This window comes from Paenarthrobacter sp. E2MeOHC11 (assembly GCF_058744955.1).
Map to the genome: position 1 here is coordinate 89313 of NZ_CP196673.1, position 19421 is coordinate 108733.

General features: G+C 62.9%; 16 protein-coding genes and 1 tRNA gene. 2 read left to right on the forward strand and 15 right to left on the reverse strand.

The features are described from left to right. Window positions 1–328: 328 nt before the first annotated feature. Window positions 329–410 (reverse strand) — tRNA-Leu (locus ACSSVG_RS00420). 198 nt (window positions 411–608) lie between these two features. On the opposite strand from ACSSVG_RS00420, the gene ACSSVG_RS00425 reads away from it, so the two are divergent. Next, on the forward strand, window positions 609–1214 hold the full coding sequence (locus ACSSVG_RS00425) for an ANTAR domain-containing response regulator (protein ID WP_011774540.1): 606 nt from the start codon (window positions 609–611) through the stop codon (window positions 1212–1214). A 139-nt stretch (window positions 1215–1353) separates the two neighbouring features. Here the strand turns inward: ACSSVG_RS00425 and pyk are convergent, their stop codons facing one another. The 11 genes from pyk to hisI all read right to left on the reverse strand — a co-directional run bounded on the left by pyk (window position 1354) and on the right by hisI (window position 16583). Continuing rightward, window positions 1354–2844, reverse strand: a complete 1491-nt coding sequence (pyk, locus tag ACSSVG_RS00430) for a pyruvate kinase (protein ID WP_231338917.1) — start codon at window positions 2842–2844, stop codon at window positions 1354–1356. Window positions 2845–2898: 54 nt separating this feature from the next. Beyond that, window positions 2899–4356 (reverse strand): glutamate synthase subunit beta, encoded by a 1458-nt coding sequence (locus ACSSVG_RS00435; protein WP_231338918.1) that lies wholly within the window; start codon window positions 4354–4356, stop codon window positions 2899–2901. Continuing rightward, window positions 4349–8962 (reverse strand): glutamate synthase large subunit, encoded by a 4614-nt coding sequence (gene gltB, locus ACSSVG_RS00440; RefSeq protein WP_231338919.1) that lies wholly within the window; start codon window positions 8960–8962, stop codon window positions 4349–4351. Before gltB ends, ACSSVG_RS00435 begins: the two co-directional genes overlap by 8 nt. A gap of 259 nt (window positions 8963–9221) precedes the next feature. Continuing rightward, complete coding sequence (gene lgt, locus ACSSVG_RS00445; RefSeq protein ID WP_231338920.1) at window positions 9222–10376, reverse strand: prolipoprotein diacylglyceryl transferase; 1155 nt, start codon at window positions 10374–10376, stop codon at window positions 9222–9224. Window positions 10377–10397: 21 nt separating this feature from the next. Then, window positions 10398–11210, reverse strand: coding sequence for a tryptophan synthase subunit alpha (trpA, locus tag ACSSVG_RS00450; protein ID WP_492416728.1), 813 nt, complete (start codon window positions 11208–11210; stop codon window positions 10398–10400). Further along, window positions 11210–12583, reverse strand: a complete 1374-nt coding sequence (gene trpB / locus ACSSVG_RS00455) for a tryptophan synthase subunit beta (protein WP_492416730.1) — start codon at window positions 12581–12583, stop codon at window positions 11210–11212. The genes trpA and trpB overlap by 1 nt, the downstream gene beginning before the upstream one ends. 114 nt (window positions 12584–12697) lie before the next feature. Beyond that, window positions 12698–13516 (reverse strand): indole-3-glycerol phosphate synthase TrpC, encoded by an 819-nt coding sequence (gene trpC / locus ACSSVG_RS00460; RefSeq protein ID WP_492416732.1) that lies wholly within the window; start codon window positions 13514–13516, stop codon window positions 12698–12700. Between the two features lie 2 nt (window positions 13517–13518). Then, on the reverse strand, window positions 13519–13791 hold the full coding sequence (locus tag ACSSVG_RS00465; RefSeq protein WP_159706651.1) for an HGxxPAAW family protein: 273 nt from the start codon (window positions 13789–13791) through the stop codon (window positions 13519–13521). 132 nt (window positions 13792–13923) lie between these two features. Continuing rightward, window positions 13924–14529 (reverse strand): Trp biosynthesis-associated membrane protein, encoded by a 606-nt coding sequence (locus tag ACSSVG_RS00470; protein WP_231338924.1) that lies wholly within the window; start codon window positions 14527–14529, stop codon window positions 13924–13926. Further along, a complete protein-coding gene (locus tag ACSSVG_RS00475; RefSeq protein WP_492416734.1) occupies window positions 14526–16109 on the reverse strand; it encodes an anthranilate synthase component I in 1584 nt (527 codons plus the stop codon). The genes ACSSVG_RS00470 and ACSSVG_RS00475 overlap by 4 nt, the downstream gene beginning before the upstream one ends. A 57-nt stretch (window positions 16110–16166) precedes the next feature. Next, window positions 16167–16583 carry a phosphoribosyl-AMP cyclohydrolase gene (gene hisI / locus ACSSVG_RS00480; RefSeq protein ID WP_492416736.1) on the reverse strand — a complete coding sequence of 139 codons (417 nt, stop codon included), beginning with the start codon at window positions 16581–16583 and terminating at the stop codon, window positions 16167–16169. An 89-nt stretch (window positions 16584–16672) separates the two neighbouring features. Between hisI and ACSSVG_RS00485 the strand changes: the two genes are divergently transcribed. Then, window positions 16673–17317 carry a TIGR03085 family metal-binding protein gene (locus ACSSVG_RS00485; RefSeq protein ID WP_172323894.1) on the forward strand — a complete coding sequence of 215 codons (645 nt, stop codon included), beginning with the start codon at window positions 16673–16675 and terminating at the stop codon, window positions 17315–17317. A 58-nt stretch (window positions 17318–17375) separates the two neighbouring features. Here the strand turns inward: ACSSVG_RS00485 and hisF are convergent, their stop codons facing one another. From hisF to ACSSVG_RS00500, 3 genes are all read right to left on the reverse strand, one after another. Further along, window positions 17376–18152 (reverse strand): imidazole glycerol phosphate synthase subunit HisF, encoded by a 777-nt coding sequence (gene hisF, locus ACSSVG_RS00490; RefSeq protein ID WP_231338927.1) that lies wholly within the window; start codon window positions 18150–18152, stop codon window positions 17376–17378. 31 nt (window positions 18153–18183) lie between these two features. Next, window positions 18184–19044 (reverse strand): ATP phosphoribosyltransferase, encoded by an 861-nt coding sequence (gene hisG, locus ACSSVG_RS00495; RefSeq protein WP_231338928.1) that lies wholly within the window; start codon window positions 19042–19044, stop codon window positions 18184–18186. A gap of 84 nt (window positions 19045–19128) precedes the next feature. Further along, window positions 19129–19392 (reverse strand): phosphoribosyl-ATP diphosphatase, encoded by a 264-nt coding sequence (locus tag ACSSVG_RS00500; RefSeq protein WP_018778638.1) that lies wholly within the window; start codon window positions 19390–19392, stop codon window positions 19129–19131. Between the last annotated feature and the right edge of the window lie 29 nt (window positions 19393–19421).

A 19421-nucleotide genomic window follows, 5' to 3' on the forward strand; every position in this document is an offset into this window, starting at 1 on the left:
CCTTCCCCAGCTAAGCCTCTTCACCTCAGGAACGAGCCGAAACCAGGATCTTTGACGCAAGTTCCCAAAGTCATGTTGCGCACAAAGCACCTACCCATGAAGAGGTGTAGGACAACCACGACCTACCTGACGAACCAGGAGAGGAACGCATAACCCCAGATCACAGCCAGCGGAGGGCCCGCCAGCCATCGCCCTGAACCCGCTCCCCCACAAGTTCACAGGCGACCCGCGGCGCCAGGCACACCCCGCGGCCAGTGTCAGAGGGACCTGACCACCCAGAATGTACACACGTTAAAGCAAAAACCCCCTCTGACAAGGGGGTATGCCGTGCCCGAGGTGGGACTCGAACCCACACACCTTTCGATACTGCATTTTGAGTGCAGCGCGTCTGCCAATTCCGCCACTCGGGCGCGGATTACCGGGAAGTTAAATCTCGCTGACTGCTCTCATTTCTGTGAGCAACGCGATCCTTTCCCAGCACGCGAAACTACTCTACATGCAGATAGGCTGATTCAAAGAACCGGGCGCGCGAGTGCAACAAAATCATGCTCCGCAACGGTCCACACTAAGATGGACATGAACCCGCCGAACCTTTTCAAGGAGATCCCGTGACCGAACAGACGGAGTCCACGTCCACAGCCCAGCCGGCCCGACGCGTTGTCGTAGCCGAGGATGAGACCCTCATCCGCCTGGACATTATCGAGATTCTGAAGGGCGAGGGGTACGACGTCGTCGGCGAGGCAGACAACGGCGAGAAAGCTGTGCAGCTGGCCGAGGAACTCAAGCCTGACCTTGTCCTCATGGATGTGAAGATGCCCGTTATGGACGGCATCTCGGCGGCTGAGAAGATCGTCAAGGCGCGCATTGCACCTGTTGTGCTGCTGACTGCTTTCAGCCAGAAGGAATTGGTGGAGCGCGCACGCGACGCCGGTGCCATGGCTTACGTCGTCAAGCCGTTCTCCCCCGCGGACCTCATCCCGGCCATCGAGATCGCCCTTTCCCGCCATGAGGAAATCAAGGCGCTTGAGAACGAGGTGTCCGACCTCCAGGAGCAGTTCGCCACGCGCAAGCTTGTAGAGCGCGCCAAGAGCCTCCTGACCACCAAGATGGGCCTGACAGAGCCGGAAGCGTTCCGTTGGATCCAGAAGACCTCCATGGACCGTCGCCTCAGCATGCGTGAGGTTGCCGAAACCATCATCAACCAGGTCAACTAGCACCGGACCAAAAAAGCAGCGCACGACGGCGGCCGCGCACCTCACACGAGGTGCGTGGCCGCCGTCGTACATGCCAGAAAGCAAAAGAAATGCGGGCCCCACCACATGGCGGGGCCCGCATTCTCTTAAGACCGGAGGACTATGCCTTGGCCTTGGACTTCTTTTCAGGCCACGGGCCAACGGGTTCCTTGCGCGATGCGTCAACAGTGGACGTATCGGCGAGGTCGCCTACCTTGTGGACCTTCAGCGAGTTCGTGGAACCGGCCTGTCCTGGAGGGGAACCGGCGGCGATGACCACGAGGTCGCCTTCGTCCACGAGCTTCATGTCCAGGAGGCTGCGGTCAACCTGTGCGGTCATCTCGTCGGTGTGGCCCACGGTGGGGACCAGTACCGGCTGGATGCCCCAGGTGAGGGCGAGCTGGTTCCAGACGTGCTCCACCGGGGTGAAAGCGAAGACAGGCTTGACCGGGCGCAGGCGCGAGAGGCGTCGTGCGGAGTCACCGGACTGGGTGAAAGTACAGATGTACTTTGCGTCCAGCTGGTCGGCGATTTCGACGGCGGCACGCGTGATGGCGCCACCACGGGTCTTGGGCTTGGTTCCCAGCGGGGGGACGCGCTCAAGGCCGTGTACTTCGGTGGACTCGATGATCCGGGCCATGACCTTGACGGTTTCGATGGGGTACTGGCCCACGGAGGTTTCACCGGAGAGCATGACTGCGTCGGCGCCGTCGAGAACTGCGTTGGCGCAGTCGGAAGCCTCGGCGCGCGTCGGGCGCGGGTTATCGATCATGGATTCCAGGACCTGGGTTGCCACGATGACGGGCTTGGCCCAGCGGCGTGCCAGTTCAATGGCGCGCTTCTGGACGATCGGTACCTCTTCGAGCGGCAGTTCGACGCCGAGGTCACCACGGGCAACCATGATGGCGTCGAAGGCGTCGATGATCTCGTGGAGCTGCTCCACTGCCTGCGGCTTTTCGATCTTGGCAATCACCGGCACGCGGCGGCCTTCTTCATCCATGATCTCGTGGACGCGCGTGATGTCTGAGGCATCGCGCACGAACGAGAGTGCAATGAGGTCGGCGCCGCGCTTGAGGGCCCAACGGAGGTCGTCCTCGTCCTTTTCGCTCAGGGCGGGGACGTTGACGGCAACACCGGGCAGGTTGATGCCCTTGTTGTTGGACACCTTGCCGCCAACCGTCACGGTGGTGACAACTTTAACGTCGTCAACCTCGATGGCGCGCAGCGCCACCTTTCCGTCGTCGATCAACAGGGCGTCGCCTACGTTGACGTCCTCGGTGAGGCTCTTGAGCGTCGTGGAGCAGATGTCCTTGGTGCCGGGAACGTCTTCGGTGGTGATGGTGAAGGTATCGCCTACGGCCAGCTCGTGCGGTCCGTCAACAAAACGGCCAAGACGGATCTTGGGTCCCTGGAGGTCGGCCATGATCGCAACAGGCTTGCCCAACTGCGCCGCAGCCTTGCGGACGTTTTCGTACGTGATGTCATGCACGGAGTAGTCGCCGTGGCTCATGTTCATGCGAGCAACGTCGACGCCGGCCTCCAGCACCGCGAGGGTGTTGTCGAAGCTGGAGATAGCCGGGCCGAAAGTTGCCACAATTTTCGCGCGTCTCATATACCTACCCTAAGTAGTTCATGCTGATTGAGTAAAAGATTGTTCCTGCCGGCGCTATAAGACCGCTATCGCCCGGTCGGTGGGGGCGACCGGTGCCGGGAGAATGGTGCTTCCCATCAGGAACTTGTCCACTGCGGCCGCGCACGCACGGCCTTCCGCAATGGCCCACACAATCAGTGACTGGCCACGTCCGGCATCGCCGGCAACAAACACGCCCTCGGTGTTTGTCATGTAGTAGCCGTCGCGGGCAACGTTGCCCCGACCGTCGAACTCTGCACTGACCTGCTCCGTGATTCCTGCCGGTTCAGCACCGGTAAAGCCAAGGCTCAGGAAGACAAGGTCAGCTGGGATGATCCGTTCTGTACCGGCCTTGGGAAGGCGTCGGCCATCCACGAACTCGGTTTCAGCAACTTTGACGCCGGTGAGTTTGCCGTTTTCTCCAACGAACTCAACGGTTGAAGCAAGGTACGTCCGTTCGCCGCCTTCTTCGTGGGCGCTGGCGACCTCGAACAGGGTGGGGAACGTCGGCCACGGCTGGTGGGCGGCACGCTCGGCGGGCGGCTGCTTGCCGATCGCCAGCGTGGTCACCGACGCAGCCTGGTGGCGGTGGGCGGTACCGATGCAGTCCGCACCAGTGTCGCCGCCGCCGAGGATCACAACGTGCTTGCCACGGGCATCGATGTGGTTCTCGGGGTTCTCCCCCGCCACTACGCGGTTCGAAGGAACCAGGTAGTCCATGGCGAAGTGGACACCCTCAAGGTCACGGCCCGGGATGGGCAGGTCGCGCGGCACGGTAGCACCGGTGGCTACAACCACGGCGTCGTAACGGCGGCGCAGCTGTTCCCAGGTCACGTCCGTACCAACTGCGACGCCAGTGCGGAAGCGGGTACCCTCGGCCTTCATCTGCTCGAGGCGACGGTCAACCTGTTCCTTCTCCATTTTGAAGTCGGGGATGCCGTAGCGGAGCAGGCCGCCGATCTTGTCGTCGCGTTCGTAGACAGCAACGGTGTGGCCCACACGGGTCAGCTGCTGTGCCACGGCAAGGCCGGCGGGACCGGATCCTACGACCGCCACGGTCTTGCCCGTGAGGCGCGTCGGCGGCAGGGGCTGGACCCAGTCGTTATCGAAGGCCTGGTCGATGATGGAGACCTCAACCTGCTTGATGGTCACGGCGGGCTGGTTGATACCCAGCACGCAGGACGCTTCACAGGGGGCAGGGCACAAGCGTCCAGTGAACTCCGGGAAGTTGTTCGTAGCGTGGAGCCGCTCAATGGCTTCTTCACCCTTATCCCGCCACACGAGGTCGTTCCACTCGGGAATCAGGTTGCCCAGCGGGCAGCCCTGGTGGCAGAACGGAACGCCGCAGTCCATGCACCGGCCGGCTTGGCTCTTCAGGACGCCCTTTTCCTGGGCTTCGTATACTTCTTTCCAGTCCATGATGCGGACGGGAACAGGACGGCGTGGCTGCGTCTCGCGCTGCCGGACTTTCAGAAATCCGCGTGGATCAGCCACCGGTTACCTCCAGGATTCGAGACCATACTTCTTCGCCATCGGGGTCAAGGCCCTCTTCGATGGCGTCGAGACGGGTTTGCAGGACTGCGGCGTAGTCGCGCGGCAGTACTTTGGTGATGCGGGCGGCGGTGTCGTCGAAGTTCTCGAGCAGACGGCCGGCCAGGACGGATTCGGTTTCCTCAACGTGCTTGGTGAGCAGGCCGTGAACGATGTCGCGGTCCTCGGCGTCGAGCTCCAGGAGTTGGAGTTCACCGGTATCGAGGGCCATCTTGTTGACCCGCTCGGGCTGGAGGTCCAGCACATAGGCGGTTCCACCGGACATGCCGGCACCGAAGTTGCGGCCTGTGCGCCCGATGATGAGCGTCTGGCCACCGGTCATGTACTCGCAACCGTGATCGCCAATACCTTCGACGACGGCGGTCGCACCGGAGTTACGGACCAGGAACCGCTCGCCAACCTGGCCACGCAGGAACATTTCGCCGCTGGTGGCACCGTAGCCGATGACGTTGCCGGCAATGACATTGCGCTCAGCCTGGAACACATTGGTGCGGTCCGGACGGACGATGATGCGGCCACCGGAGAGGCCCTTGCCGACGTAGTCGTTTGAGTCGCCGAACATGCGCAGCGTGATGCCGGCGGGCAGGAACGCCCCGAGGGACTGGCCCGCGGTGCCGTGGAGCGTGACGTCGATGGTGTCCGTCGCCAGAACATCGATACCGAAGGTCTTGGTCACCACGTGGCCGAGCATCGTCCCCACGGAACGGTCGGTGTTGATGACGTCCAGGGTGATCTTGACCGGCATCCGGTCGCTGAGTGCTTCCTGCGCCATGGTGATCAGTCGCTGGTCAAAGTGCTTGTCCAGCTCGTGGTTCTGGCCGGTCATGTTACGCAGCGGCACGTCGTCGTCGAACTCCAGACCGTGCAGGATGGGGTCCAGGTCCAGCCCTTCGGCCTTCCAGTGATCGATCGCTTCACGGGTGTCCAGAACCTCAGCGTGGCCGATGGCCTCTTCCAAGGTGCGGAAGCCAAGCTCGGCGAGGATCTCACGGACCTCTTCAGCGAGGAACTCGAAGAAGTTGACCACGAACTCGGGCTTGCCGTTGAACCGCGAACGAAGCTCAGGGTTCTGGGTGGCAACGCCGACGGGGCAGGTATCCAGGTGGCAGACGCGCATCATGATGCAGCCGGACACCACCAACGGAGCGGTTGCGAAACCGTATTCCTCGCCACCCAGCAGGGCAGCGATGACGACGTCGCGGCCGGTCTTGAGCTGGCCATCAACCTGAACCACCACGCGGTCACGGAGACCGTTGAGCATCAGGGTCTGCTGGGTCTCGGCGAGGCCGAGTTCCCACGGCACACCCGCGTGCTTGAGCGAGTTCAGCGGCGAGGCGCCGGTACCGCCGTCGTGACCTGAAACGAGTACGACGTCGGCCTTCGCCTTGGTGACGCCGGAGGCCACCGTGCCGATCCCGACTTCCGAAACCAGCTTCACGTGGACACGGGCCGAAGGGTTGGCGCGCTTGGCATCGTAGATGAGCTGCGCGAGGTCCTCGATCGAATAGATGTCGTGGTGAGGGGGCGGGGAAATGAGCCCGACGCCGGGAGTCGAGTGGCGCGTCCGGGCTACCCACGGGTAGACCTTCTGGGCCATCAACTGGCCGCCTTCACCGGGCTTGGCGCCTTGTGCCATTTTGATCTGGATGTCATCGGCGTTGGTCAGGTACAGGCTGGTCACACCAAAGCGGCCGGATGCGATCTGCTTGATGGCAGAGCGACGCTCCGGGTCCAGCAGGCGGTCAACGTCCTCGCCACCTTCACCCGTGTTGGACTTGGCGCCCAAACGGTTCATGGCGATAGCCAGGGTTTCGTGGGCTTCCTTGGAGATGGAGCCGTAACTCATGGCGCCGGTGGAGAACCGCTTGACGATGCTGGAGACGGGCTCCACTTCCTCAAGCGGAACTGCCGGACGTACTCCGTCTTTGAACTTCAGGAGCCCGCGGAGGGTCATCAGGTTCTCGGACTGGTCGTCAATGCCCTTGGTGTAGGACTTGAAGATGTCATAGCGGCGTTCGCGGGTGGCGTGCTGCAGGCGGAACACCGTCTCCGGGTTGAAGAGGTGGGGTTCGCCGTCGCGGCGCCACTGGTACTCACCGCCGCCGAGAAGCGGCTGGTGCGGGTGCTCGATGCCGCCCTCCGGATACGCCATCTGGTGGCGCGCCGAGACTTCGGCAGCAATGACGTCCAGGCCAACGCCACCCAGCTGGGAGTGCGTGCCGGAGAAGAATTCGTCCACGAGTTCCTGGGACAGGCCCAGTGCCTCGAAGGTCTGGGCGCCGGTGTAGGAAGCCACGGTGGAGATGCCCATTTTGGACATGATCTTCAGGACACCCTTGCCGAGGCCCTTGATGAGGTTGTAGACGCCGTCTTCGGCAGTAACGCCCGTGACATCGCCGTTGGAGATCAGCTGTTCCACCGATTCCATGGCCAGGTACGGGTTCACGGCGGAAGCGCCGTAGCCAATGAGTACCGCCACGTGGTGCGTCTCGCGGACGTCGCCGGCCTCAACCACCAGCGCGGTCTTGGTGCGGTTTGCGCTGCGGAGCAGGTGGTGGTGGACTGCGCTGACAAGGAGAAGCGAAGGAATCGGCGCCCACTGGGCGTTCGAGTCACGGTCGGACAGCACAACATACTGCACGCCACGGTTGATAGCGCCCGAAACCTGCTCGCAGATCTCCGTCAAACGCGCACGGAGTGCTGCTTCACCACCCTCGGGGCGGTACAGGCCACGGACCTTCATGGCGATGCGGTCGCCGTCGGGGGTTTCAATGTTCGCGATCTTGGCCAGCTGATCGTTGTTGATCACGGGGAACGGCAGCGAGATCTGCGGCTGGCGGACCTGCTTGCCGTCCAAGAGGTTGCCATTGGGACCAATGGCGCACTTCAGGGAGGTGACCAGCTCTTCGCGGATGGCATCCAACGGCGGGTTGGTGACCTGCGCGAAGGACTGCACAAAGTAGTCGAACAACAAGCGCGGACGCTTGGAGAGAACCGCAACCGGCGTATCGGAACCCATGGCGCCCAGGGGCTCGGCACCTGTGCGGGACATCGGTCCGAGCAGGATCTTCAGTTCTTCGGTGGTGTAGCCGAACGTGCGCTGGCGGATGTTGACCGACGCAGCGGTGTGGACAACGTGCTCGCGCTCAGGCAGCTCGTTGATATCGATCAGGTTGTCCTTGAGCCATTCGGCCCACGGGTTCGCAGCAGCTACCTCGGCCTTGACCTCGGCGTCGTCGATGATGCGGCCGGCCTCGGTGTCCACCAGGAACATCTTGCCCGGGGCGACGCGGCCCTTCTTGACCACGTTGGAAGGCTCAACTTCGATCACGCCAACTTCGGATGCGAAGATGATCAGTCCGTCTTCGGTGATCCAGTAGCGTCCCGGGCGCAGGCCATTGCGGTCCAGCGTTGCGCCCACGAGGTTGCCGTCAGTGAACGAGACTGCAGCGGGACCGTCCCAGGGCTCCATGAGCAGCGAGTGGTATTCGTAGAACGCACGGCGGGCAGGATCCATGGTGGCGTGGTTCTCCCACGCTTCGGGGATCATCATCATGATCGAGTGCGTGATCGGACGCCCGGAGAGCCAGAGCAGTTCCGCTACCTCGTCGAAGGACGCGGAGTCAGAGGCGCCGGGGGTGCAGATCGGGTACAGCTCTTCGGGAACAGAGCCCAGCAGAGGGCTGGCCAGCTGCGACTGGCGGGCACGCATCCAGTTCCGGTTTCCCTTGACCGTGTTGATCTCACCGTTGTGGGCGATGGTGCGGAAAGGCTGCGCCAAAGGCCACGACGGGAACGTGTTGGTGGAAAAGCGCGAGTGGACGATCGCGAGCTTGGTCTTGAAGCGCTTGTCCGAGAGGTCCGGGTAGAACGGCTCCAACTGAGCGGTGGTCAGCATGCCCTTGTACACGATGGTGCGGGAGGACAGCGACGGGAAGTAGACGCCGAATTTGTTCTGGGCACGCTTGCGGATTCGCCAGGCACGGGAGTCCAGCTCGTTGTGTTCGAGCTGCTCGCCGGTGGCGGAGGCAAAGAACGGCTGGGAGAAGTAGGGCATACACGCCCGGGCCATGGCACCCACGAGGTCAGCGACCACGGGAACCTCACGCCAGCCAAGGACAGTCAGTCCCTCGTCAGCTGCAAGGGCTTCAATGCCGGCCTTGGCGTTTTCTGCTTCGCGGGACTCGGCAGGAAGGAAGGCGGTGCCCACCACGTACTGGCCGGGAGCAGGCAGTTCGAATTCTGTGACGGCCCTAAAGAACTCGTCCGGAACCTGCATCAGCAGGCCCGCACCGTCGCCAGTACCTTCATCGGCGCCCACGGCGCCGCGGTGTTCGAGATTGCGGAGGGCGGTCAGTGCCGCTTCCACGATGTCGTATCCCGGTTCCCCGCGGAGCGTGGCAATAATAGCCAGGCCGCAGGCGTCCTTCTCCTTATCAGGGTTGTAAAGACCCTGGGCCTCCGGGAGCGCAGCAAAGCGCTTGAACGGAGACATGGCACCCTGAGGTTCGATATTTTCGGACCAACCGGGGTTATGAAGATGGGTCATGGGAGACGTCCTTCCTCGAGATCGTGCGTATGGAAGGGACAACGTTGGCCCCACCTTGCCTGCCCTGTGACGGGCACAACAAAGCGCTAGTAATTGGAATTGTAGGCCAGCCGATCCAGCGCAACGAACAGTTACGCAGACCTCTGGCCCCGGCTTGACCAGTGAACATCGGTATGCTGCGGTCCGGTTTCCGGGGTGCCACGACGCTGTGGACTGGGCCCTACGAGCGGTGACTCTGTTGCCCCTTTACCGGATGCGGCTACTTGGTGTCGCCTTCATCCGGTGTGGATCCGGGGGCCTTCCTCGCGGCAGTTGCAGCAGGTGTGGAATCCGTGGTGGACGCAGTGTCCTTCTCCGGTTTCCCTGCTGTTTCCTGCGGCTCGTCAACGTGGCCCGAATCGCTTTGGTTATCAGGGAGATTACCACGCGAACCAGTATCTGAGACAGATGCGTCCACATCATGACTGGTGACGCTCGTCACCGGAACAGGCTCATTTTCCTTCTTCTCTTCCGGCTCCCGCCCCGCCAAATAAGGGGTATCGGGGACAGGCCGGCCTCGCCGACCCAGGATAAAGAAGATGGCCAGGGCCGCAATGAAGACAAAGATGCTTGTCCACACATTGAGCCGGGTGGTAATGCCAAGCAGGTTGATCTGTTCGGCATCGTCGATGCGCAGGGCCTCAATCCATACGCGGCCCAGGGTGTAGTACACGGCGTACAGCCAGAAGAGCCGTCCCCAGCGGAAGTGGAACTTCTTGTCCAGCAACAGCAGAATGGCCACGCCTGCGAGGTTCCACAACATCTCGTAAAGGAACGTCGGGTGGAAGAGCGTATCCGCAGCCATGTCCGCCGGGAAATTCGCGTTGGCGGGATCAATTTCAAGTCCCCACGGCAGGGTGGTCGGCGCCCCGAAGAGTTCCTGGTTGAACCAGTTCCCCAGGCGTCCGATTGCCTGGGCCAGCAGGAGCCCCGGCGCTGCTGCATCCAGGAAGGCCGTCAGCTTGACGCCGGCACGCCGGCAACCAATCCAGGCACCTACCGCACCGAGGACAACGGCACCCCAAATGCCCAGACCGCCGCGTTGGATCTGTGGAATCAGCGAGAGGTCGCCAGTGCCATCAAAGCCAGGACCAAAGTACGCGTCAGGCGAGGAGAACACGTGGTAGAGGCGACCACCGATGATGCCGAAGGGAATAGCCCAGATGGCGATATCCCACAGGCTTCCTTCGGGAGCGCCGCGGCGCTTCCACCTGGCCGATGTCAGCCACAGGCCAACGATGATGCCCGCCAGGATGCAGAGGGCGTAGGCGTGGATACGCAACGTCCCCCACGGGAGCGGAATGTCGAAACCGGACCACGAAGGGCTCGGGATACTCATGGGGACCATTGCCGCTGCGTGGAGGACGGTCTGCATTCGCTTCGCTGTTTCCTTTTCCTAGGCTTCTGCAGCGGCGCGGCCCAGGCCGGCGCTGAGGTTCTTGGTGAGTTGCCCGACGGCGTCCACGCCGCCATCGCGGAGGGCCGCCACCAGGGCGGTTCCGACGATCACGCCGTCAGCGTAGGCGGCAATTTCGCGCACATGATCCGGGTTGGAGACACCCAGGCCCACGCACACGCGCTCGGCACCGGCAGCATGTGCACGGGCGACCACGTCTTCGGCGCTGCTGCTGACTGAGGTGCGGGTCCCTGTGACACCCATAATCGAGACGGCGTACACAAACCCTCGGCTGGCTTTCACCGTCATGTCGAGGCGTTCGGGCGTGGACGACGGCGCCACGAGGAACACCCGGTCCAATCCGTACTTGTCCGAGGCTTCGAACCACTCGGATGCCTCGTCGGGGATGAGGTCCGGAGTAATGAGGCCTGCTCCCCCGGCTTCAGCGAGGCGACGGGAAAAATCGTCGACGCCCATACGCATTACCGGGTTCCAGTACGTCATGACCAAGACAGCCGCGTCCGTGGCTGCGGTGATGCCGGCAACGACATCGAAAACATCGGCGACACGGAATCCATTGGCGATCGCTTCGGTAGTAGCGGCCTGGATGACCGGGCCGTCCATCACGGGATCGGAGTACGGGATTCCAATTTCGATGAGGTCCGCCCCGTTGCGGGCCAAGGCGATTCCCGCGTCGATGCTCTCCTTGACCGTGGGGTAGCCCGCAGGAAGGTAGCCCACCAAGGCGGAACGGCCTTCTGCCTTGGCACGGTCAATGGCGGCAGCGGATTTGCTGGCGAATTCTTCAGTCATCAGTTCTGGTCCTCGTTGACATCCACGGCGGCTTCGGCAGTGCGCTCTGGCCCCTTGGGCTTTCGCGTGGACAGCGTTGTGCCCTTGACGTGCCCTTCCTCGTCCAACATGTTGAACCAGGCCGCGGCAGTCTCCACGTCCTTGTCTCCACGACCGGAAAGGTTGACGATCACGGTGACGTCGGAAGGGTTTTCCTTGCCTTCGGTGAGCCGCTTACCGATCTTGATGGCACCCGCCAAGGCGTGCGAGGACTCGATGGCGGGGATGATGCCTTCTGTCCGGCACAACAGGCTGAAGGCGTCCATCGCTTCGGTATCGGTGACGGCCTCGTACGTGACGCGCCCGATGTCGGCCAGATACGAGTGCTCCGGACCAACGCTGGGGTAGTCCAGGCCAGCCGAAATGGAGTGGGACTCGACGGTCTGGCCGTCTTCGTCCTGCATGAGGTAGGACCGGGCACCATGCAGCACGCCCGGACGGCCCAGGGAGATCGCTGCAGCGTGGCGGCCGGTTTCGACACCGTCTCCGCCGGCCTCGAAACCATAGATCTTCACGGAGGCATCATCGAGGAAGGCGTGGAACAAACCGATGGCGTTCGAGCCACCACCGATGCATGCAGCAATGGCGTCGGGGAGTTTGCCGGTCTGCTCCAGGATCTGGCTGCGGGCTTCTTCGCCGATGACTTCGTGGAAGTAGCGCACCATCGCGGGGAACGGGTGTGCTCCTGCTGCGGTTCCCAGGAGGTAGTGGGTGTGCTCCACGTTCGACACCCAGTCGCGAAGGGCATCATTGATGGCGTCCTTGAGTGTCTGGGATCCGTTGGTCACGGGTACCACAGTGGCACCGAGCAGCTGCATGCGGGCCACGTTCAACGCCTGGCGCCGGCAATCCTCTGCGCCCATGTACACCACGCACTCGAGTCCCAACAGGGCTGCGGCCGTGGCACTGGCAACGCCGTGCTGTCCGGCTCCGGTTTCTGCGATCACGCGGGTCTTGCCCATGCGCTTGGCGAGGAGGGCCTGGCCAAGGACGTTGTTGATCTTGTGGGACCCGGTGTGGTTCAAGTCTTCGCGCTTGAGGAAGATGCGTGCTCCGCCGGCGTGCTCGGAGAAGCGCTTCGCTTCGGTGAGCAAAGAAGGCCGGCCGGAGTAGTTCTTGTTGAGGTCCTTCAGCTGCGCGAGGAACTCGGGGTCGGCTTTGGCCTTCTCAAACGTGTCCTGGACTTCGTCGAGGGCGGCGATCAGAGACTCGGGCATCCAACGACCGCCGTAGTTGCCGAAGTAGGGCCCGGAGGCGTTGCGCAGCGAAGGGCCACCTTGCAGGAATGCGTCGGCCGCATTCTCTTCTGAGCCGGCTGTTGGCGCGTCGACCATCAGTCTCACCGTCCTGTTCCAGTTAGTTCATTGGGTAGTTCCACGTGCCACAAGGCAGCCGCAGGCTCAAGCCCGGGCTGCCTTGCGGCTGTTCGCCGTGATTCAGTGACTTCCTCAGTTCCTGACGGCGATGGCGGCAGCTCCAGCTGCCTTGAATTCGGTGATGCGTTCGCGCGGTGTGGAGTCGCTGACCAGCGCCTCCCCAACCAGGATGGCGTTGGCGCCACCCGCGGCGTAGTGCGATACGTCGTCGGCGCCCCGGACGCCCGATTCGGCAACGATGACGGCCTCGGCCGGAATCAATCCTGCCAGGGACCCGAAAACCGAGCGGTCGACGTCGAGCGTCTTGAGGTTGCGGACATTGATGCCAATGATCTTGGCCTGCGCCGCGACGGCGCGCTCAATCTCTTCTTCCGTGTGGGTTTCCACCAGCACGTTCATGCCGAGTTCGTGGCTGAGGGCGCTGAACTCCGCAAGTTCCGCGTCGGATAGTGCCGCGACGATGAGCAGGATGAGGTCGGCGCCATGGGCCCGGGCTTCCCAGATCTGGTACTCATCAACCGTGAAGTCCTTGCGCAGCAACGGCGTCTCGACGGCGGCGCGTACAGCATCGAGGTCCGCCAACGAACCGCCGAAGCGGCGCTGTTCGGTCAGGACACTGATAACGGAAGCTCCACCGTCGGCGTACTGTACCGCGAGGGACGCAGGATCAGCGATCGGCGCCAGGTCGCCTTTGGAAGGGCTGCGACGCTTGATTTCGGCGATGACTTTGAGGTCGTTGCGGACGGATGAGGGACCGCCCAAAGCTGCCCACGCATCGCGGGCCGGGGCGGCACTTGCGGCCCTGTCCTTCAGCTCCGCGAGGGATACGAGGCGGCTGCGCGCCTCCATCTCCTCCTTGACGCCAACAATGATGTCATCAAGAACGGTCACGATTAGTGGCCGTTGTTCTGCAGCTTGCTGCCACCAACTCCGTAGCCCGCCTTGCGCATGACGCCGCCCACAATGAGGCCAATGACCATGACAACCAGGCCCCCCACGAAGATCGGGGTGCTGGCGATAACGAAAGCGATGGAGGAAATCAGCGCACCGACCAGCATCACAAGTACGCAGGTCCAGGCAGCCGGGCTGTTTCCGTGGCCGATGGCGTCAGCGTGGCTGGCCATGGTGGATTCAGCTTGGTTTGCGGACACTGTGGTTTTGCTCATGTGAAATCTCCTCAGGATGAATACTGCTTACATTCTGCCATTTATTGACGGCGTCCGGGACATCGTCCGACGTCAGGACAGGCGTGTGGGCTTTTGTTGCGCCACTCCTGCCCGAAAGCCAGTTTTGGCTGCCTACGTGGGATCTTCACCGCGCGACAGGCTGTCCCAGCTGTCAATCTCGTCCACCGGCCCGTTGTTGCTCTTCCGCCCCCCGGTGCCGGCGTCGTATTTGGTCCGAGTGGTCCAATGGCGCCCGGCCAGCGGCAGGACAATGGCGCAGACGGCCAGGAGGGATCCGGCAACGATGGCCACGATCGGGAACGCAGTGGCTGCCGCGTCGGCCTGTCCGCCCGAGACACCCGTGGCGGCCGCAATGGCCCCTTGTGCGGCACCCAGCGGATCAAGAAGTACGGTCACAGCGGCCAGAATGATTCCGGCCGCCGACAAGACGATGAGGACTGCGATGATCCAGCGGGCAATCTTTCCGGCGATGGAAGCGGCGAGCCCGCCCGCCAAGGCAACAACGGCCAGCGCCGTGACCGCAGTGGCGGCCTTGCTACCTTGGACGTGGAGGTCACTGTTGGACGCTCCCGTGGGGTCGAGTCGCACCTCGATCCAGGTCTGCGTCGTGGCCCCAAACACTGCCAAGGCCAGAATTGTGGTGGCAAGGACCAGCGTTGATTTGCGAGCCCAGCGCGGCGGCTGCCTGACCGGAGCCGCTGAAGATGCCGTGCTCATGGTGTGGAAGTCCCGTCATCGAGGGCGTCGGTGTTCCCCACCGTTTCGGCGGAAATGTTCTGCAGCGATCCCGCGGTGTGGACGGCGCGCAGCGGCGCAGCTGCCTTGTTCACCGTCTCCAGCGCTTCAGACGGCTTGTGTGAATCGGCAACAATTCCACCACCGGCCTGCACATAGGCGCGGCCTTCCCGGAGCAGTGCAGACCGGATGGCAATCGCCATATCCATATCGCCCGCAAAATCCAGGTAGCCAACCACGCCACCGTAGATACCGCGCCGGTGGGGTTCGAGCTCGTCAAGCAGGCGGAGTGCACGCGGCTTTGGAGCCCCGGACAGGGTGCCTGCCGGGAAGGTTGCCTTCAGGACGTCGTAGGCCTTGGCGTTGGGGGCCAGCTCACCCACCACTGTGGAGACGAGGTGCATGATGTGGCTGAACCGCTCCACTTCCATGAACTGCGTGACGTCCACGGTACCGGCGACGCAGACCTTGGAGAGATCGTTGCGCGAGAGGTCCACCAACATCAGGTGCTCGGCCCGCTCCTTCTGATCGGCCAGCAACTCCGTGGCGAGGGCTTTATCGGCCTCCACTGTCTTTCCACGGGGACGTGAGCCGGCGATGGGGTGGGTGATGACTTCTTCACCGGTCACCGTGACCAAAGCCTCCGGCGATGAGCCCACAATCGAGTACTCGCGGCCGTCCGCATCCTCCAGGCTGAAGAGGTACATATAAGGGCTGGGGTTCGTATTGCGTAGGACGCGGTAGACATCCAGCGGGTCCGCGGCGCACTCCATCTCGAAGCGGCGGGAGATCACCACCTGGAACACCTCGCCGTCAACAATGGCTTCCTTGCCGCGGTCAATCGCCTCAAGGTATTTGGCTTCATCCCATCGTTCCTGCACGCTGGAGGCGAAGTCCAGGGCGGCAGTTTCCAGGACAGAGACCGGCTGGGCAACAGGAGTGCTGATCTGCTCCAGCAGGCCCTTCACGCGGGCCACGGCGTCATGCCAGGCGTCATCGACACGCTCGGAGCTGTCATCGAAGTTGATGGCGTTGGCGATCAGGAGGACGGTACCGTCCATGTTGTCATGCACAGCCATGTCAGTGACCAGGTTCAGCGCCATTTCCGGCAGCTGCAAGTCGTCCTCAGGCGGGGATGTCAGCCGCTCCCAGTGACGGACGGCTTCCCATCCGAGAAAGCCGACCAAACCGGAGGTGAAGGGCGGCAGTCCCTCAAAACGGTCTGTCTGCAAGGCAGCAATGGTGTCCCGCACCGCGTCAACGGGATTACCTGAGACGGGAACCCCCACGGGCGGCTCACCGATCCAATGGGCCTGGCCGTCTTTCGTGGTCAGGGTGGCCCTGGATTTTGACCCAATGAAGGAGTAGCGCGACCACGCGCCGCCAACTGCCGCGGATTCCAGGAGGAACGTTCCGGGTTGGCCCTTGGCCAGCTTCCGATACAGGCCGATGGGGGTCTCGGCGTCAGCCAGGACCTTGAGTCGAACAGGAATAACACGGCTGTGGACGGCGAGTTCGCGGAACTCTTCCAGGCCCGGGCTGATGATTCCAAGGTCCTGCATGGCTATTTCTCCGCCTTTTGTCTGAGGTGGTGCGTCAGTGGAAAGTTAGTGGGTGCCTTAGTCGCGGTGGCCCGTTACGACGGTGAAGTCGCGACCATCAAAGCAGGTCCGGGTACCGGTGTGGCAGGCTGCGCCGATCTGGTCCACGCGGATCAGGAGGGCGTCGCCGTCGCAGTCAAGGGCGACAGACTTCACGAACTGTACGTGTCCGGAGGTGTCGCCCTTGCGCCAGTACTCTTGGCGGGAGCGCGAGTAGAACGTCACGCGACCCGTGGTCATGGTGCGGTGGAGAGCCTCGTCATCCATCCAGCCAAGCATGAGGACCTCGTTGGTGTCGTACTGCTGCACAATGGCGGCTACGAGCCCGGACGAATCACGTTTGAGGGCGCTGGCGATCTCCTGCGGCAACGGGCTCGCGGGGTCGCTGGAAAGCTCCGTGGCGGGAGAGGGGCTGGGGGCGGACTGCTCTGACATCAGATCAAGTCTAGTGCCTTTGCAGGGAGCTGGATTCTGCGGCGGTTCCACTGCGCAAGTGCGCTCCGATCGTGCTAGTTTCACAAGTGATGCATTTCGTCGATCCTTCCCGAGAAGTCCTGGCCGAAACCCTGCTGGCGGCCGGACCTGACTCCCCCACGCTCTGCGAAGGGTGGCAAACCCGGGATCTTGCTGCGCATTTGTATCTGCGCGAACGGAAGATCGCAGTGGGCCTTGGGCTCCTGATCCCGAGCCTGGGCAAGGCCTCCGAAAAAGCCACCTCCAAGCTTGCCGCCAAGCTCAAGAGCCCTGACGCCTACGCGGACCTCATCAAGACGTTCCGCGCCGGCCCTCCGGCCCTCTCCCCCTTGAAGATCAAAGCCCTGGATGAGACGTCCAACCTCATTGAGTACTTTGTTCACACCGAGGACATTCGCCGTGCCGGCGACCGTTGGGCGCCCCGGGCACTCGATGAAGCATATTCGGACGCCCTCTGGGACGACCTCATCAAACGGGCTGCCTTCTTGTACCGCGGCGTGGATCTCGGCATCGTACTGGTACGCCCCACCGGGCCGCGGCATGTCGCCAAGCGGGCTCCCGTTTCCGTTGCGATCGTTGGCGAACCGGGCGAGCTGCTGATGCATGCGCACGGTCGCACCAGCCAGGCCTTGGTCACCTTCGAAGGCCAGCCGGATGCCGTCGCGCTTCTGCAGTCCGCAGACATCGGCCTTTAAGCCACCAATGGAGGGTCACCTGCACGGTGACCCTCCATTGCTTTTTAAGCCATGAAAGCTAGCGGACCTCGAAGCCGGCCTCGCGGATAGCGGTCTTGACCTGGGCGATCATGTCGTCCGGCCCAAAATGGAACACCGAAGCGGCCAGTACGGCATCAGCTCCCGCTTCTACGGCGGGCGGGAAGTGTGCCGGTTCCCCGGCGCCGCCCGAGGCAATGATCGGAATGTTCACCGCAGCGCGGACCAGGCGGATCAATTCGAGATCGAAGCCGTCCTTGGTGCCGTCGGCGTCGATCGAGTTGAGCAGGATTTCCCCCACACCCCGGTCTGCCGCTTCTTTGGCCCAGGCAATGGCGTCGATCCCGGTTCCGGTACGGCCGCCGTGGGTGGTCACTTCAAAACCGGACGACGTCGGGATGTCGCCTGCGCGGGTACGGCGCGCATCGACCGAGAGCACCAGGACCTGTGAGCCGAAGTGGCGCGTGATCTCGTCGATGACCTCGGGCCTGGCCACGGCTGCAGTGTTGATGGACGCCTTGTCCGCACCGAAGCGCAGGAGCTTGTCCACCTCCGCCACACCACGAACACCACCACCCACGGTCAGGGGAATGAACACTTCCTCAGCCGTGCGGCGGACGACGTCGAACGTGGTTTCGCGATTCCCGGAGGAGGCAGTGACGTCCAGGAACGTCAGTTCATCGGCCCCGCCGTTGTCGTAACGGTGCGCAAGTTCCACGGGATCACCAGCGTCGCGGAGGCCTTCAAAGTTGACGCCTTTGACGACGCGGCCAGCGTCGACATCCAGGCAGGGGATGACGCGTACGGCTACAGCCATGTGCTGCTCCTAGATTCTGTTGTGGCGCGGGTCAGATACGGCAGGCGTGAATGCTGCTGACCAGGATGGCGCGTGCTCCGAGGTCGTAGAGCTCGTCCATGATGCGGTTGGTTTCCTTCTTCGGAACCATGGACCGCACCGCAACCCACTCGGAGTCACGCAGGGGCGAAACCGTGGGCGACTCAAGGCCCGGGGTCAGCGCAGCGGCGTCCTCCACCAGGTCCTTGCGGATGTCGTAGTCCATGAGGACGTACTGGCGGGCCACGAGGACGCCCTGGAGGCGCCGGATGAGGATGTCGATTTCCTTGGCAGTTCCATTTGCGGCCCCACCAGAGCCGGAACGGCGGATGAGCACGGCCTCGGACTTCAGGATGGGGTCGCCAAAGATTTCCATGCCGGCGGCCTTGAGGGTGTTTCCGGTTTCAACGACGTCGGCAATGGCGTCCGCGACGCCGAGACGCACCGACGATTCCACGGCGCCATCCAGACGGACCACCTTGGCGTTAACGCCCCGCTCGGCGAGGTAGTCGCGCAGCAGGCCGTCGTAGCTGGTGGCCAGGCGCTTGCCTTCAAGTTGTTCGACGCCGGCGAAGTCACCGACCGGACCAGCGAAACGGAAGGTTGACGGGGCGAAGCCCAGGGGAAGAATTTCCTCGGCTTCGACCTTCGCATCGAGCAGGAGATCCCTGCCCGTGATGCCGACATCCAGGGTTCCCTGGCCTACGTAGACAGCAATGTCGCGGGGACGGAGGAAGAAGAATTCAATGTCATTGTCGGGATCAACCATGACCAGCTCGCGGGTGTCGCGGCGCTGGCGGTAACCCGCCTCGGACAGCATTGCCGAGGCGGCTTCGGACAGGGATCCCTTATTGGGGACTGCTACACGGAGCATTGGGAGACTTTCTTTTTGGAATGGAGGTTTTCAGGCACCTTGGCCACGCAGGGGGCTCCGCAGCAAGCAAGCGGAGTGGCGTGGCTAGAGATGCTTGTAAACGTCTTCCAGGCTGAGGCCCTTGGCGAGCATGAGGACCTGCAAGTGGTACAGCAACTGGGAGATTTCCTCAGCAGCGGCTTCGTCCGATTCGTACTCCGCGGCCATCCAGACTTCGGCGGCCTCTTCGACCACCTTCTTGCCGATACCGTGGATTCCAGAGTCCAGTTCGGCAACCGTGCGCGAACCTGCCGGGCGGGTCGCTGCTTTCTCACTCAGTTCTGCGAACAGCGTCTCGAAATTCTTCACGCCCTCCAGACTACTTGCTCCGGGGCGGC